Raw genomic sequence first — 16,873 nt, 5'->3', positions numbered from 1 at the left:
AAACGTTTAAACTTTTTCACCTTGGTTTGAGCACAAGTATTCCTAATAGTTTGATTAATCCACATTGAACCAATTTCAACATGATGAAAATCCTTGCTTGTATACTTGCGACGAACTGATTTCTCAATACTTAACAATGTATTAGCTACTTCAGTATTGAGCAAAGTAAGACGCTCAAACTCTGCTGCTTTACAAGCATTAAGGCGATAAAAAGGTAGTTTTAGTGTCAAAGTTAATTTACTCATAGGATTAATGATAATACAACCCTACACAATTGTGTAGGACACTACCGGATCAATCCCGTGGCTCATGTTTCATCCAGGGGTTGAAACCCCCAGGCTCTCATCTTCAACTCAAACTTTTGTAGAGAACAAGCAAGAAGAATTAATTTTTCTTTTTGGGTAATATAGCAATCCTAAATAGGTTGCGGGTAATCAAAAAGTGAATAAAAAAACTGAAACTCTTACCTGTTCCCTTTTCCCAGTTAAGTGTTCCCTAAAAAGCAGTAAGATTTTTGACACGAATAAAATAGGATTGCTATAGCTAAAGATCGTAATCATTATTTTTCATAAAGTGATGTAGCAATCACTACTAAAATCATCATAAATAAAGTTTAAATAAATCAGAAACTTTAGGATTTTAGGCTGGAGATAGTGAGGTAAAATATTAAGTAATAGCTCCCATACCAACTTGATTTGTAATTGGTTTTAGGAGTTAGTCAAAAAACTGTATTTGTTGTAGTTATATATTAATTCAGAGGTTAAGCCATGACTAGCATCGTCAAATCTCCCCTAAACAAAGAACAAACTACTACCTGGTTAAGAGGACTAATGACCGTTGCTTATGCTGATGGGGAATTAGATGTTACAGAGAAAGATTTATTTGACCACTTTAGTCACGAAGAGTTTGCTTCTAAAATTGAAATCTCAGAATTACAACCCATTAATCCAGATGATTTAGCTAGGGTACTGGGAGAAAATCCTACCATAGCAGAAAATTTTATGAGAACTGCGGTAATGGTAGCCTTGGCAGATGGAATTTATTCTATTACTGAGGATGACATACTTCATAGATACTGTAACGCTTTAGGACTAAAGGTTAAAGCTTTAGATGCCCTGAGAAAAAATCTGGAAAAAGCCAAGGAACAAGCAACAGAAGATGATTTAGACAGTTGGATTGAAGAAACAGAACATACTGGCACTTTCATTATTCCCCACGACCCCGAACATCATCAAACTGTACTCGCTCCGATCAAAGACTGGTTGGATGGATGGGATATCCATGACCCAAAAGTGGCTCACATGGTATGTAAAATGATTCCCCCTCAATGTCCTTTTGAGCGAGATATTGTGATTTTTGGTAAGAAAGTAGCCCACATTCCAGCTATGTGTAAACTTAATCCACTTTACGACCAGTTGGTTGGTATACGTTTTCGTGCTTTATCTTATTTGGCAGATGAATGTCAGGAGGATGTGTCTAAGTATTGTTGATGAACTGACAAGAAACTTTCTTCCTCTCTTCCTTCTTTTTTCCTATTTCCTACTGACTCCTGAATTCTGACTTCTAGCAAAAAACGCCGACAAAGATACGGTCAGGGGTTCTATAGATATATCGAAGCGATCGCTCAGGTGACAAATCACCTCACCCAAATCTCATTGTGTGAAGCTCTAGAAAAAAGGTGGAATGTGGTGTTGCATCTCCAAAAAAATTGGGATAAGATGTAATCATTGGGGGTTGCTCGCCCTTATTCATGACTTTTTATTCAACTAAAAATCAGCAGGATTAACCTTATAGATATATCGAAGCGATCGCTCAGGTGACAAATCACCCCACCCAAATCTCATTGTGTGAAGCTCTAGAAAAAAAGGTGGAATGTGGTGTTGCATCTCAAAAAAAATTAGTATAAGATGTAATCATTGGGAGTTGTTCGCCCTTATTCATGACTTTTTATTCAACTAAACAGCATTTCCGATAAATATGCAATTTATTGACCAAGCAGAAATTCAAGTAGAAGCTGGTAAAGGTGGTGATGGTATGGTTGCCTTTCGGCGAGAAAAATATGTGCCTGCCGGAGGCCCATCTGGTGGAAATGGTGGCCGTGGTGGCTCCGTGATTTTAGTGGCTATTGAAAATCTTCAAACTTTGCTGGATTTTAGATTTCAGCGTATTTTTAAAGCAGAAAATGGTAAGCGTGGCGGTCCAAAAAATATGACTGGTGCTTCAGGGAGCGATCGCTTAATTGAAGTGCCTCCTGGTACGATGGTTTATGATGCGGAAACTGAGGAATTATTGGGAGATTTGGTTAAACCCGGACAAAGTTTTTGTGTTGCAAAAGGTGGTAAAGGTGGATTAGGAAATAAACATTTTCTCAGCAATAGTAACCGTGCTCCCGAATATGCTTTGCCTGGATTGGAGGGTGAAACGCGAATGTTAAGATTGGAGTTGAAGCTGTTAGCTGAAGTGGGAATTATTGGGTTACCAAATGCGGGAAAATCTACTTTAATTGCTGCACTTTCTGCTGCCCGTCCGAAAATTGCTGATTATCCTTTTACTACTCTAGTACCAAATTTAGGTGTTGTGAGAAAACGGACGGGAGATGGTACTGTTTTTGCTGATATTCCAGGATTAATAGAAGGTGCTTCTGCTGGTTTGGGTTTGGGGCATGAATTTTTAAGGCATATTGAACGAACTAAATTATTGTTGCATTTGGTCGATATTACAGATATTAATCCGGTGGAGAATTTTGAGACTATTCAAAATGAGTTAAAGGTTTATGGGCGAAATTTGGAAGATAAAAATCAAATTTTAGCTTTGAATAAGGTTGATGCTGTAGATTTAGAAAGTGCAGAAATTCAGGAGTTAGTGAGTAGGTTTAGAGAGATTAATGGGGGAAAAGTTTTCCTGATTTCTGCTGTTGCAGGTATTGGTTTGAAAGAGTTGATGGAAGAAGTTTGGCAGGTTTTGGAATTGGAGGAAAATGTTATATCATGTCCGGTTAAACAGTGATAAATAAATAACTACGGAGGAGTCAGGAGACAGGAGACAGGAGACAGGAGGAAAGAGGGAAGAAAGAAGAAAAACTGGAGTTGAAGGAGAAAGTTTTTTTATAACTAATTATCCGGACATAATATTATTCAATAATTAATAATTAACAATGAATAATTAATAATTACCCCTAATGAAAATAGATGTAGGTTGGGTTGAACAACAGTGTTAGCGGAGCTTCCCGGAGGGAAACCCAACATTAATTAGGGTTTGCGCTCAAAAGTATTTTAGTAGGGGTAGGAGACAGGAGACAACCCACCCCTCGCCCCTCCCCCTCCGGTGGAGGGGAGAAATGGATCGGGAGCGAGGAAGTAGGAGCGGGCGTTTTGTAAGAATGATTTTTCTGCCCAACTATGCGCCTAAAATACGCTCCTTTTTGAGCGTTTTAGACTGAAACAGGCGCACTTTTTTTGTTCCCAAAAAGGCTAAAGTCTTTATATGTCAATGCTTTTATATTTAATCAGCAGAGCAATAATTATCATTTTCTTTGTGGGTTTAATACCCCACCGTCAACGGGGGTGTTCACGCATTACTTGGGGGAGCGAATCCCCATGTAATTTTCCTCCTGTCTCCTGTCTCCTGTCTCCTGTCTCCTTCTTCAAGGCATTGCATAATTGCGGGATGATTTTGTCAGAGAGCAGAAATCATAATCCCTGTGTCCCCATGTCCCCGTGTCTCCGTGTCCCCGTGTCGGCCTCAATTATCCCAGTATTCAGCAACGCCTTAATTATGGTGTTGGGTTTCGCTTCTCTCAACCCAACCTACAAATTCTACTTCACCATTACCATGCAGGACTACCTAATTTTTTTCTTTTTTCCCTTCAAAGAAAAGGCTTTATACGTTAATCTTTTGATAATGTAGGTTGGGTAGAACGTTAGTATTAGCGGAGCTTGTCCGTTAGGATAAACCTAACACAATAATGGAGGGAAATTAGATAATGTTGGGTTTCGTTTCTCTCAACCCAACCTACCATTTTAATAGCAATATTTTCCGTCTAAAGCTTTGGCATGGTCTTTTCCAGTTCGGACTACCCCTAATAGGGTGGAAATAATCACGCACCTTTTTGGTTTGTCTTGGTTCTGGTGTTTTATACCAATACGCCCTTTTGCTTGGATGCTAGTTTGTGTACATTGGTCAGTAGGTTTGTAAACTGGGCAACCTTTGTAATTGAAAAGGGCACGGTAAATGGGGTCTGTTTTGTTGGTAGTAACTGTATTGGTATCGGGTTTAACTATCCGGAGGGTAGTTTCATACTTGCCTTTGTCATTTGTCTGATTGTCGTCTATCTCAATACCAGGTTCTAGATATTTCCAACTTGAGGTTGGTAGGTCATTGGGAGCGATCGCTGGTTTATGTAGCGCATACCTAATTACGGGTTGCCCAATAATATTGGTGGTTTCTTGGAAACTTGCCTGCCAAGCAGTTTTATCTCGTATGGCATTACGACGAGCTGCAAACATGGCCTGATATATTCTGTCAGTTGAGGTGCGGAGACGGTAGTTATTGATGAATGCTAGCCATCCGGGAGTGGCGATCGCTGCCAGAATACCAATAATTAGTAAGACTAATGTTAATTCTGTGAGGGTATATCCTGCTTCTTTTTGCTTAAGTGATTTTTCTGATAGATTTTTTGCAGTAATTTTAATAATAGTTGATATTACGGAGTTTAATATTTTTACGTTCATTTCAACCCTGATTTACTGTTTTTAAATAGTTTTATCTCTCTTTACTATTTTAATACCAATTTCATAAAACATTGCAAAGCGTGAGGACACAGGGAACAGGGAACAGAGAAAGAAAAACATAAATATTAAAGAGAAAAAAAGGTGGAAATTTTATAATTTATGGAATTTATAATTTTTTCTTTTAAGAAGAAATCACAAATTTAAGATGTAACTGCCTTTGCGTGAATTTGGTATAATATCAAATCCACTTAATTCGGTATAAAAAAAAATTTCATCTTCATCCAAGAGCAAATGTTTCGCGCATTCTCTTCCCTCCTGACTCCTGACTCCTGACTCCTGACTCCTAGATTAACTATCTAATTACACCGATGCTACCGGATTTGATATAACAATTCATAATTGAACGTCAAACATGATGCTCTTTTTTTGCATAAAAAACTTGCCCTGTCGTTTACCTGAAGATTTGACAGGGCAGCTATTTTGTGGTAAGCATAGGCTTAAATTAGATTATGGGCATCCTGTTCCTGTTGATTCATCGAATTCTCCTTCTGCTGTTCTCATTCCACCTAAGAGGGTTTCCACAATTGTACATCGTTTGAGTCTACCATCTGGTGTAGAAACACTAACAGCAAAAGGTAGTTTTTGGACTGGATCATCTATTTCCACTGCACCCAGATAGTTAAATTGAATTTGAAAGTCTGCATCGTTTTGATAAGAGGTACATTTACCATCAGCGTCTTTGGTCTCACATTCTTGTACAACTAATTTAATCATTTCTGCCTTAATTTCACCATTAGCATTTAATTTCTGCTCAATATCTCCAGAAGTTACTTTTGGTGGGTCTACAGCAATATTAAACTCAACATTTACCTCTTCCTTTTTCAACTTAGCTTGACTTTGTGCTTTCTGTAAAGCTTGTAATACTAAACTATTTACTGTACGAGTACGCTGTCTTGTAATAAAAGCATCCCACGAAGGAGCAGCGATCGCGCTCAGTATTCCTATTATTAAGACTACTATCAATAATTCTATTATGGTAAAACCTTTATCCAGTTGATTTTTTTTACCAGGAATTTTGACTAAATAATTCTGTAAAATTTGCAATAGTATTGTTTTTTTCATGTCAGTTTCCTAATAGAATCTTTTATCATAATAATTTGAACAATCTCACTCTACTCTAATAGTTTACGACTTCTTCCTCCTACTTGAGCTGTTACTTTCGGGCAATATGATGGTGATTGAGCACAATCAACTGCTTCTCTAATACGACGTTGAGAGTCTCCTGCTATTGTTATTTTTGCTAATTTATTATCGGTAACTTCATTGAGAGTGAAGCTTTCAACATAATTAACTAATACTTCCAAGTTATTTTCGTAAGTTTCATCTTCTTTCGTCCATCCCTCATAACCTTCATCACTTGTAGGAATTTTAAAACCTCTGTCTCTCTGTAATTTTTCATCGGTATCACCGTTTTCATCAATATATGTTCCTGTAAAATCTGTTACACCATCTTGAATTTGAAATCGGGCAATACGCTTTGGACAAGTTTCACCATTAGGTTGACACCAAATAGAGGTATCATCATCTTCTGTAATCTCATAATAAGCAACTAACGATAATACATAAGCATCGTCATCTTTACATTGTTCTTCGCAAGCTGAAACAGGTATAGCTTCTTCTACTAACTGCCGTTTCCAAAATACCAGAATGGGTTTTCTATTTTCATCGTCATTCTCTGGAAGTTGACCTTCAATTGCATCAACAACACCCCCTGCTCCATCATGATCGTATACATAGAGCGCTTGACTCATATCTTGAGCTATATAGTCAACTGCTGCTTGAATATCCTGTTCGCTGTTTGCCTTTGCTTGCTCTCTCACATCTGTGTTGAGCATATCAACTACAAAACTTAACAGTGGCACAGTTATTAAAAAAGCAATGATTGTTCCTACCAACAATTCAATCATTGTAAAGCCACTGGTAGGTTTAATTATGGAAGATCGCCTTTGTTGGTATTGTATTTTTAGGAGTGATTTGAGTAAAGTTTTCATCTTTATCCTCTTTCTGCGTTTACTTTTTATTTGATTATTCTTCAGACTTTAATTTGTCGGAGACTTTAGGCGATCTTGATAATTTTGAAATGAATTTTCTGTTGGTGCTATCTCTGTGATTATTTCTACCATTGGCAATCTACGATTACCGATAGCATTTGTAACTACTGATTGCTGTGTTCCTGGGTCAGGGCAACCTGCTCCAGAAGGACAAAGAGAATTTTCTTGAAAAGCATCTGCTCTATAAACTCTCACACCTAAAGCATAACCTCGACGTTTATTTTCTTCTGGCGATAGTGATGCATTGTACGTAATTCCTTGATTGCGAGACCCTTGGACTAACATATCTGAAAGGCTATCTTTTTTACACTCTTGATCTCCATCTCCATCTACACAGAAAAGGTAGTTAGATTGATTAGATTGAGCAGGGTTTGGAGTTGGTGTAGTGCAATATGCTCCATCTTGACATACCAAATCACCTAATTGAGGAGGGTTAACATCTTTAAAATCTAACCCTATTTGATTTGGACCTCTATCGACTGGATCATACCTCACCCAATCTATATAACTCCTCGCCGCTTGTGCTGCCAACTCCAACCTTCGTGCTTGAACGCGGGTTCCTACAGATAGAGCAATAACAGGTGCCACTGCACTCATCAAGAAAGACACCATAATTATTGCCACTAAACCTTCCATAATGGTGTAACCTGCTTCGGGCGATCGAGGTAAACTTTGCATTTTTTTCAGTTTCATCATTTTTATCCTCCTTTTTATTTAATTATTGGCGTTGCTGACTGGTGGGTATGATTTAATAATTTTGTATTTGGGATGTTTGATTTTGGATGGTTTGAACTGCTTGTTAATATTAACTGTTCCCAGCTCCGGTGTTCCCAGAACCCTGCATTTTTTTCAGTTTCATCATTTTTATCCTCCTTTTTATTTAATTATTGGCGTTGCTGACTGGTGGGTATGATTTAATAATTTTGTATTTGGGATGTTTGATTTTGGATGGTTTGAACTGCTTGTTAATATTAACTGTTCCCAGCTCCGGTGTTCCCAGAACCCTGCATTTTTTTCAGTTTCATCATTTTTATCCTCCTTTTTATTTAATTATTGGCGTTGCTGACTGGTGGGTATGATTTGATAATTTTGTATTTGGGATTTTTGATTTTGGATGGTTTGAACTACTTGTTAATATTAACTTTTCCCAGCTCCGGTGTTCCCATAACCCTGCATTTTTTTCAGTTTCATCATTTTTATCCTCCTTTTTATTTAATTATTGGCGTTGCTGACTGGTGGGTATGATTTGATAATTTTGTATTTGGGATTTTTGATTTTGGATGGTTTGAACTACTTGTTAATATTAACTTTTCCCAGCTCCGGTGTTCCCAGAACCCTGCATTTTTTTTCAGTTTCATCATTTTTATCCTCCTTTTTATTTAATTATCGGCGTTGCTGACTGGTGGGTATGATTTGAGAATTTTGTATTTGGGATTTTTGATTTTGGATGGTTTGAACTACTTGTTAATATTAACTTTTCCCAGCTCCGGTGTTCCCAGAACCCTGCATTTTTTTTCAGTTTCATCATTTTTATCCTCCTTTTTATTTAATTATCGGCGTTGCCGACTGGTGGGTATGATTTGAGAATTTTGTATTTGGGATTTTTGATTTTGGATGGTTTGAACTACTTGTTAATATTAACTTTTCCCAGCTCCGGTGTTCCCAGAACCGGTGTTCCCTATAAACCTACTTTCATACCTTAATTCAGCAATGCCTAATTATCTATACAGTTATCTGGACGTAGATTGTCATTAACAGCTTTGCTGTCATCCTCTGTTAGAGAGCAAAGCAAAGTTTCAACCCATTCATCATCACGACTTACTTCTCTATAATATTCATCAGGTTTACTCTCACTTTTTGGACCTGTTAGTTGGAGAGCAAACAAGTCTGGAGACTGAGATAACAAACCAACATCAAAACTCCACTGTCTTGTTGGTGGCATAAAGAAGGGAACCTGACCATTAGTTTCAGTTGAGTTATAGGTATTGAGAGCGTCAGGATCATCGCTGTTAAAAATATTTGGAGTTGTAGAAGGTAAGACCTGCTGATATGGTGCTGTTCCATACTCACTACGCCGTAATTGAATGAAGGAACCAGAGATAGTTGCTGTTCGGTCTTTCCAGTTTTCTAGGAAGCGTGGCAGGTTTGGTAGACCTCCGTTAGTTTCTCCTTCCGTATCTGTAAGAATTCTGGAAGGAACATCCCCTGTCGCTAAGATTAAATTGAAAGTTGTATCTGCTGCTTGTGGCAACCACCTAGTTTGATCGACTGTTTGATTGTTGTTTGTGGGAAAAGCATTTCCAGTTGCTGCTGCTTGATTTCTAGTGGCATGAATCTGCAACACAGGCATTAAAAGTGGTTGCTTTACTGTGTTTTGAGTTAAATTTTCTTCAAAGTAGAGAGGGAAGTTATACCCTGAATCTAATTTTCCACCATTAGTTGTGTGGAACCAGAGGGCATTGTTTTCAACTGGAGGATTAGCTGTGTCATAAGGGGGATAATCTGTACCGTCTATTTCAAGAGTAGCTGAATATGGATAGTAGCTAAGTTCTAGATTTCCACCTGTTTTTGATGCTACTCCTATTGGAACTGGTCTCCAGGTTCCACTATCATCTTGTAAAACTAGAACATTTGCTGCTGCTGCACCCTTATTCCAGCCATTGTTTGGTACATTAGGAGTTGGTGAATCATCTAAATAACGCAAGAAAGCTACCCGACGTGGAAAGCGTTGATATTCTGCTTTAGGAGGTTCAGCAGTTGTTCCAGACCAAAGATTACTTATTGCAATGTCTGTCGAAGTTGGCAATTGATTAGCTGGAATCATTTCGACTGGTATTGTGTTTGGATCATCATTTATAACCACCCAATCATCAGGTTGACAAGCTGAGACAGGTAATTTCAAACAAATCTCCATCAAGTATTCGGTAAACTCACCTCGACGTTGAACTGGAGTCGTAAAGTTATTAAAGTAAGAACTATCTACAGCATTATCTTCATTATTTCTATAATCATTGTCCTCTAATTCTGGGTTACTATTGATGACAACATTACTACTCAAACCATTAGTAACAAAGTTGTTGGCATAGAAACCATTGAGTAACCTAGCCAACTTAGTTGTCACTTCTTCTTCATAAAACGTGAGACTCACTGTATCTTCCAGCGTTCCATTTTTATCCAGATCGGTTAATAAGTCTTGTTCTGTAAATTCAAATTCATCATCAGCATCCACAATGTTGTCTCCATTGACATCACTGTTAATTTCTCCATTTCCACTAAGATCATAACCCAAATTGACAACAGTACCAGTATTATTTCTCAAGTCAAAATCTCCCTCATTGCGGAACCCCGGACGAAAATTATCAGAAAGAAGACTTATAGAATCAGACAAAACAGTTGCTGCACGCCAATTATCTCCCGTATTGCAACCTGATATCCGGGGGTCTCCACCACGACAAGCAAAGTTTCCTTCTAGTACTTTATTGGGGTTATAGTAAGCATTGAAATCCCAATCTATATTTTTAGCACCTTGAAATTCACCATAATCGTGCAAGTTAAAATCACCCTGAATATAAGCTGGTAAGTTAGTCACTAATATCAGTCCTTTCTCCTTAACTATGCTTTCGATTTTTTCATTATCAGTTGTACCTATCACATTATTGTTATCATTTCGGCTTAGTTTTTCCCCGTTGACCAACATAATGCCATTAGGACGACGAGTAGGATCGAGTCGCCAGTCTGTAGGACTTAATAACTTGCTGGTATCTTCATCAATACCATCTTCCGAAAACTCTGTGCGATCGCTCCTGTCTGGAAGTGCATCATCTCGACTAGCATAAATAATCCCACTATTGGGCAGCAAATACTCTGGTTTTGGACCGACTTCTGTTGTACCAAAAGCTATAGTTGTGTTTCGTAAAACATTTAAGTCTAACTGAGTCACCCGAACTTCTAAAGGTTGACGTTCTTCAAGAGATAGATCGTAATTTCCAGTTAAGTTAGCAGGAGTAGTATTAGGGTTACTGCTGAGAGTAAATGTTTCATCGTTAGGAGTATCAGGATCGTCTGCATCGATCGCCTTAATTTGCCTACCATCCAAAAATGCTACTTCTTTAATAGCTCCATGAGGTATTAGTGAGTCATTAGGAGTTAGTGTGCCATCCAATATTTCTAATGCACATAAGGTAGAATCAATAGCAGCCTCATCTACTATACTTAAAGTATCTCCATCTGCTAACTTAGTCAAAGCTTCCCTTAAAGGTTGATTAGCAAACCTGCCATTAGGAAAAACATAATTTGCCTGGTCTGCCAATATTGGTGGAGCTGTAAATAAACCATCAGTAGGGTTTAAGGTTGCGGTTGTTGGTCTGTTTCCTGGTTTTTGATAAACAATGCCGTTATTAGATTTACCATTTGGGTCTGCATTCCAAGGCAACCCATTCAAGTTCATGCTGGTTTCTTCACTTGTTGGATCGTAGTAGCTACTAACACAGGCAATAGGAGTTTGAGTAGGAGTAGTACCCTTTTCATAACTACTCTCTGCATAGTGATAGACTGCTGTTGCCCGCATCCGCAGATCGCCCTTTGCATATTTAGGAGTATTGGGGTCTATTGTTGGGGGAGCTGTTACTGTTGTGGTTTCTGTATCTGGATTAAATAAGTTCCTCCAAGTTTGATCAACGTTATCATAAACCATACTACCAACCACAGCCTCGGGTGGGTCGCTACCTGGTACATTTTCTATAGGCGACATTGGCATAGTATCTGGCCAAACTATCTCAAATTCTTCGATGACAGTAGTTGCCGGATCGTCGTATTTCTTGACTTCACCATTCTCAATAATATTTGGTGGTGGTAAAAATGAATTTTGCCTCTCATAAACCCCTGCTCCTGTAATAACTCGCAAACCTCCATAACCATCAACTGCACTTTCTGGTTCTTGTGCTGCTGCCAGTTCCCAGAAACCATTTCTATCTGGATTTCCTAGATCGGCCAATTCTTGTATTTGAGTTGTACGCGTTCGAGCTGTATCATCATCGTCCCAAGTTGTTGCACCACCATCCACTTGTTGCGTGGTGTCCTCTCCAACAAATTGTGGTGGATCTTGAGATTCATCATACCTCTTAAATGGTAAGTTATTACCCACAAGAATGCGATCGCCTAGTTCTTGCTCGACATCATCTACTATGTTATCTGGATTTGTTGCAGGAGGCTTATCTAACAATAAATCTAGATCACTGTAAGTCGTTCCGTCTCCTTGATTTGCATCACCACCAGTAGGAAACATCCACTCATCTATTGGCCTCAAACTCTCTCCGTCACCATTAATCGTAGCAGCACCTGTTTTTCCATCCAAAGCATCTGCACCTAGCGCCACTTCTTTAAAAGGAACTTTGCGAGTTCGTTCTTTAAAATAAGCTTCTAGTACTTGTTGTCTAGCTATTTCTTCAGATGTTCCGTTGTCTACTAACTCATCAACTACATCGGTAACTTCTTTTTGTGGATAGTTAGCTACAGTTTCTATAGCTGCATTTACCATTTCAGCTATGCGTTGACGATAAGCTTGTTCGTTATACGCTGCATCTAGTGGTGAATCACTTACAGACTCAGTATCACCATCTTTAATTTCTGCTTCAATTGGGTCGTTATCTTTGCCCTGAAATAAATGTACTGTAACCGGTTTTGGGTTATTGTCAAATCTTCTAGTACGACCGTTGATTAATTGTCCACCTACAAGAATCTTACTATTCTCAGCTTCGTAAAAACAAGAACTTCTACCACTAACCTGATAAATATTAAATTCCTTAAAGCGCATTAACATCAAGTTACTACTTGCCAATATCCTGCCATTGATGTTAAACTCAAAACCTGGAGCTGCTTCTAGATCGCTCTCGTATACCACAGCATTATTTGCTACGGATTTTCGTTCGTAGTCTTGCTGATATTCCAGTGCCGAAAATCCTGTTGTACCACTATAATTTTCAAAATCTTTGCCCAAACTTTGATCCTTTGCTGAAATCAGACCTGCCTGAGTTGTATCAGTGATTGGTACAGTTGCAGTATACACAAAGAAACTTTTCCTCAAGTTGCTACCTGATTTAAACCAACCAGAATTTCCCACTAGACTAAAGCTAGTACCACTAGCTCCTTCACACCCTGGATTCCCCAAACTGTCAAATGGTGATTGAGGCGGTGTTCTTGCTTCTAACGGTGTTCTTTCTCTATTAAATTCTCCACTCTCTGTATCCCTTGTAGGACTGCGGAAGAAAATACCATAAAGAGTATAACTATCGTAATTACCATTATTATCTGTATCTACTGGATATCTCCAAGCAGTTGTAATTTGTTCATCGTCCTCCAATAGAGAGTCGTCTTCTCCCGAAACTTCAAAGCCATCTCCATCAATATCAAATTTTACTTTCAGTGACGTCTCATCACCAAATGTATAACGATCTTCAGTGTTTAAATCTTCATCCGGCGACATTGTTCTAGATAACAAATCGTCTGTGGGAGTTCCTTTCGGAAGACTAGGATCTGCATTTAACAAATAATCAATTTTTGCACTTGCCCTTTCCAAAGCAGGAGCAGCAGCACTCAACACCTGCTGATTTACCTTAACATTTCTTGCCATTTCAGCCCTGTCAAAAGACCTGAGCAAAATAGCAATACTCAACAAAACTACTACCAACAAAACCATAGTCACAGTGGGCAAAACAAAACCTGCCCCTGAGTACCTACTTCGATTATTTATTACATTCCAGAGCGATCGCCTCAACTTTCTCTTCATGACTCGATACCAACTCCGGATATTACGGAAAATATAAGATACATTTTTGATAAACTTATTCTTTGACATAATAGCCTTCCTGCCCCTAATTGCAAATGGTTTAGTTGGCAAACCGTAAATTTATATAACTATATTATAGTGACTTAAATTTAGTCCCTACCTCTACTTTTAGCAAAATACAAACTTGAACCGCACCCTCAAAAATACGGTACTTTGGCCAGCAAGCCGAGTGGTCAAGCACACAAAATACCTAACCCATATATAATTCCCAAAATGAATAGTTAATCTATCAACTTGTCAATGAAACGATACTTTTCTTAACTTTTTGCCTCACACCCGGCGCTCCTGGGTTCGGCGGACTGTGTTCCCAAACCCAATTACTGTCTACGTCAAACTGAGAACCATCTAAATCAAACACTGTAACCTTTGCCAAGGTCTCAATCCAAACCGTCGCACCGCAGTGATGAGGTTTGTTTTGCCGATATACAATCCGACAAGGTCCATGAATATCAACCTCATGGCCGACAGCGAGATTAGCTAAATCGCCGAGAATCCTCACGCCATAATCGCGAGATTTGGCGACCAGATGAATCGGCGGTAAATTAATGGCACGTCGATTCCCATTAATTTACAAATATTATCCTCAAGTTTCGGTCTTTAAAAAAAAACTTGTGCTATTATGTTTTATAGTCAGGTAAATTTGCCGTTATGCGGACTGCCTATCAATACAAATTAAGACCCAACAAAGACCAAGTTGCCACGATAGAGTTGTGGCTAGAATTGTTGCGTCGCCAGTACAGCTACAGATTGGGCGAGGGGTTCTCATGGTGGTCAGAAAACCGTTGTCCGGTTAATGCAAGTCCTTTCATAATACCAATTCCTCAACTCAGAGATAATCCAGATTATTACTCCCAGAAAAAGGATTTGGTAAATACCAAAGATAAATTTCCTGAGTACAAGTTAATTCATTCTCAAGTATTGCAAGATTGCATTAAACGGGTAAAACTAGCCTTTGATAGGTGGTTTAAAGCAAATAAAAACCTAAAAATAGGAAGTGAGAGTTAGCCATTGATTAAAATCAATGGTCATCGTTTCGCGCTAGCGTTGCGGAGCAAACGACACGGGTTTTAAGCCGTCATTATTTTTAATAAAAAAAAAGCTGATTTTTGGCTAATCTAAAACTAAGGAGGTGATGCAAATTGTATGGATGTCAGCAAAATTTAATTAAAGAATCTCCAGATGTAATGGCAATTCTTGAATATATCTGCTGTGAAGCCAATAAATTGACAAATTGTGGGATTTATTATTGCCGTCAAATGCTGTTCAAAGCCGGAATTTTTGTGACTAAAGCGGCACTCGATCGGCAACTTAAAAGTAATATCCACTTCAAAGCAATGCGGTCAGCTTGCGCTCAACAGACATTACATAGTGTGATTGAGTCGTTTAATTCTTATGGAAAATTATTGAAGCTGTACAAGGAGGAAAAATTACATTTTCGCCCTCAGCCACCCAGTTATAGAAAAAAGGGCGGAATGGCAGTTGTAAGTTATCCGGCTCGATGGGTTAAATTGATTGGAAATGACTTGAAATTCTCTCTAGGAAATCAGCTCAAAGCATGGTTCGGAATTGACCATTTTCTCTTACCTATGCCCTCAAATCTAGACTTTAGCTCAATTAAAGAATATCGCATTTTTCCTCGAAATGGATGTTTTTATATTGAGTTTGTCTACAAACAGCCCCAAATTGAGCCTGTTAAAGCTAACAGTAATGTTCTTGGTATAGACCCCGGATTAAATAATTGGATAACTGGAGTATCCAACACAGGAAAATCCTTCATAATTGATGGAAAAAAGGTCAAATCTCAGAACCAGTGGTATAACAAACAAGTCGCCAAGATTAAGACGGAAAAACCTCAAGGATACTGGGATGAAGAACTTGCAAAGATCACCGAAAAACGCAACCGTCAAATGAGAGACAACATTAATAAAGCCACAAGATTTATTATTAATTGGTGTCTTGCTAATAACATTGCAAATATTGTTTTTGGTTGGAATCCATTCAACAAAGATGGGATTAATATTGGCCACAAGAATAATCAGGAATTTGTGCAAATTCCTACAGCTAAATTGAAGGAAAGAGTTTCTCAATTATGTCAACAATATGGGATTAACTTTATCGAGACAGAAGAGAGCTATACCAGTCAAGCTAGTTTTCTAGACGATGATTTTCTACCACAATATGGTGAAAAACCCGAGCGGTGGAAAGCATCAGGAAAGCGGGTTCAAAGAGGTTTATATTGCTCTTCTAATGGCAGTTTAATTAATGCTGACTGTAATGGTTCAGCTAATATAATAAGAAAGGTAAGCGCACAGTTGAATTTCGATTTAACCAAGGCGTGTAGGGCAGTTTTGACTCTGCCAAAACGATATTTTTGGGATTCTCTTTCAAAACAATATCGAAAAGATTGCGAAGCAGCACGGTTTCAACCTGCTGCGTAGCATCCTTTGAGAATCCCCGTCTTTTTAAAGCGGGGAGAAGTCAATATTGCGTATAAAAAAATGGTTATTTTCACTCATTATAACTGTGCGATCGCGAATTAATCTAACAAATGTAACAAATGACACAGGACTTTTTGATTTCTGTTTTCAAAAAAACTTTAGGCTAGTTGGCGTTGCTGATTTGAGGTATGATATCTTGTCCGGATAAGAGGGCGAGCAAAAAACTTTCTCCTTTTACTCGGGGTTTCTTATTCTTTCTTCCTTCCTGACTCCTGAGTTCCCCTCCTGGGAGGGGTTAGGGGTGGGTTGACTCCTGACTCCTAAAGAATTAAAATTAATACCATACACGTGCTTCAGCAACGCCGGCTAGTTCTGCTCCTGGCCTACAAAAGTTTGAGTTGAAGATGAGAGCCTGGGGGTTTCAACCCCTGGATGAAACATGAGCCACGGGATTGATCCGGTAGTGTCCTACACAATTGTGTAGGGTTGTATTATCATTAATCCTATGAGTAAATTAACTTTGACACTAAAACTACCTTTTTATCGCCTTAATGCTTGTAAAGCAGCAGAGTTTGAGCGTCTTACTTTGCTCAATACTGAAGTAGCTAATACATTGTTAAGTATTGAGAAATCAGTTCGTCGCAAGTATACAAGCAAGGATTTTCATCATGTTGAAATTGGTTCAATGTGGATTAATCAAACTATTAGGAATACTTGTGCTCAAACCAAGGTGAAAAAGTTTAAACGTTT

At 38.4% G+C, this 16,873-nt stretch carries 10 protein-coding genes and 2 pseudogenes; 5 read left to right on the top strand and 7 right to left on the bottom strand.

Annotated elements, in window-relative coordinates; translation table 11 throughout:
• Positions 1-245 (bottom strand): annotated as a pseudogene (locus F6K27_RS28180) (RNA-guided endonuclease TnpB family protein); the annotation flags it as partial.
• A 522-nt stretch (positions 246-767) separates the two neighbouring features.
• Here F6K27_RS28180 and F6K27_RS28175 point away from each other — a divergent pair.
• A complete protein-coding gene (locus F6K27_RS28175) occupies positions 768-1,490 on the top strand; it encodes a Mo-dependent nitrogenase C-terminal domain-containing protein (protein WP_287279334.1) in 723 nt (240 codons plus the stop codon).
• 487 nt (positions 1,491-1,977) lie between these two features.
• A complete protein-coding gene (gene obgE / locus F6K27_RS28170) occupies positions 1,978-3,006 on the top strand; it encodes a GTPase ObgE (protein ID WP_287279333.1) in 1,029 nt (342 codons plus the stop codon).
• Between the two features lie 1,013 nt (positions 3,007-4,019).
• On the opposite strand, the gene F6K27_RS28165 is transcribed toward obgE, so the two are convergent.
• The 6 genes from F6K27_RS28165 to F6K27_RS28140 all read right to left on the bottom strand — a co-directional run bounded on the left by F6K27_RS28165 (position 4,020) and on the right by F6K27_RS28140 (position 14,184).
• A complete protein-coding gene (locus tag F6K27_RS28165; RefSeq protein ID WP_287279332.1) occupies positions 4,020-4,730 on the bottom strand; it encodes a Tfp pilus assembly protein FimT/FimU in 711 nt (236 codons plus the stop codon).
• A gap of 507 nt (positions 4,731-5,237) precedes the next feature.
• Complete coding sequence (locus tag F6K27_RS28160; RefSeq protein WP_287279331.1) at positions 5,238-5,852, bottom strand: Tfp pilus assembly protein FimT/FimU; 615 nt, start codon at positions 5,850-5,852, stop codon at positions 5,238-5,240.
• Positions 5,853-5,902: 50 nt separating this feature from the next.
• Complete coding sequence (gene hpsC / locus F6K27_RS28155) at positions 5,903-6,781, bottom strand: hormogonium polysaccharide secretion pseudopilin HpsC (RefSeq protein WP_287279330.1); 879 nt, start codon at positions 6,779-6,781, stop codon at positions 5,903-5,905.
• Positions 6,782-6,829: 48 nt separating this feature from the next.
• Positions 6,830-7,537: a hormogonium polysaccharide secretion pseudopilin HpsB gene (gene hpsB / locus F6K27_RS28150; RefSeq protein WP_287244063.1), complete on the bottom strand. Its 708-nt coding sequence runs from the start codon at positions 7,535-7,537 to the stop codon at positions 6,830-6,832.
• 1,018 nt (positions 7,538-8,555) lie between these two features.
• Positions 8,556-13,694, bottom strand: a complete 5,139-nt coding sequence (hpsA, locus tag F6K27_RS28145) for a hormogonium polysaccharide biosynthesis protein HpsA (protein ID WP_287279329.1) — start codon at positions 13,692-13,694, stop codon at positions 8,556-8,558.
• Positions 13,695-13,914: 220 nt separating this feature from the next.
• Entirely contained in the window at positions 13,915-14,184 is a 270-nt protein-coding gene (locus F6K27_RS28140) for a hypothetical protein (RefSeq protein WP_287279328.1), read from the bottom strand.
• A 149-nt stretch (positions 14,185-14,333) separates the two neighbouring features.
• Here F6K27_RS28140 and F6K27_RS28135 point away from each other — a divergent pair, with 149 nt between their 5' ends.
• The 3 genes and pseudogenes from F6K27_RS28135 to F6K27_RS28125 all read left to right on the top strand — a co-directional run.
• Complete coding sequence (locus tag F6K27_RS28135) at positions 14,334-14,690, top strand: helix-turn-helix domain-containing protein (RefSeq protein WP_287279327.1); 357 nt, start codon at positions 14,334-14,336, stop codon at positions 14,688-14,690.
• A gap of 134 nt (positions 14,691-14,824) precedes the next feature.
• A complete protein-coding gene (locus F6K27_RS28130) occupies positions 14,825-16,123 on the top strand; it encodes a transposase (protein ID WP_287279326.1) in 1,299 nt (432 codons plus the stop codon).
• Positions 16,124-16,628: 505 nt separating this feature from the next.
• A pseudogene (locus F6K27_RS28125) lies at positions 16,629-16,873 on the top strand (RNA-guided endonuclease TnpB family protein); the annotation flags it as partial.

Source organism: Okeania sp. SIO2F5, assembly GCF_010692685.1.
Lineage (GTDB): Bacteria > Cyanobacteriota > Cyanobacteriia > Cyanobacteriales > Microcoleaceae > Okeania > Okeania hirsuta.
The sequence above is the reverse complement of the archived record's forward strand: the minus strand, read 5'-3'. Positions and strand labels throughout refer to the sequence as shown.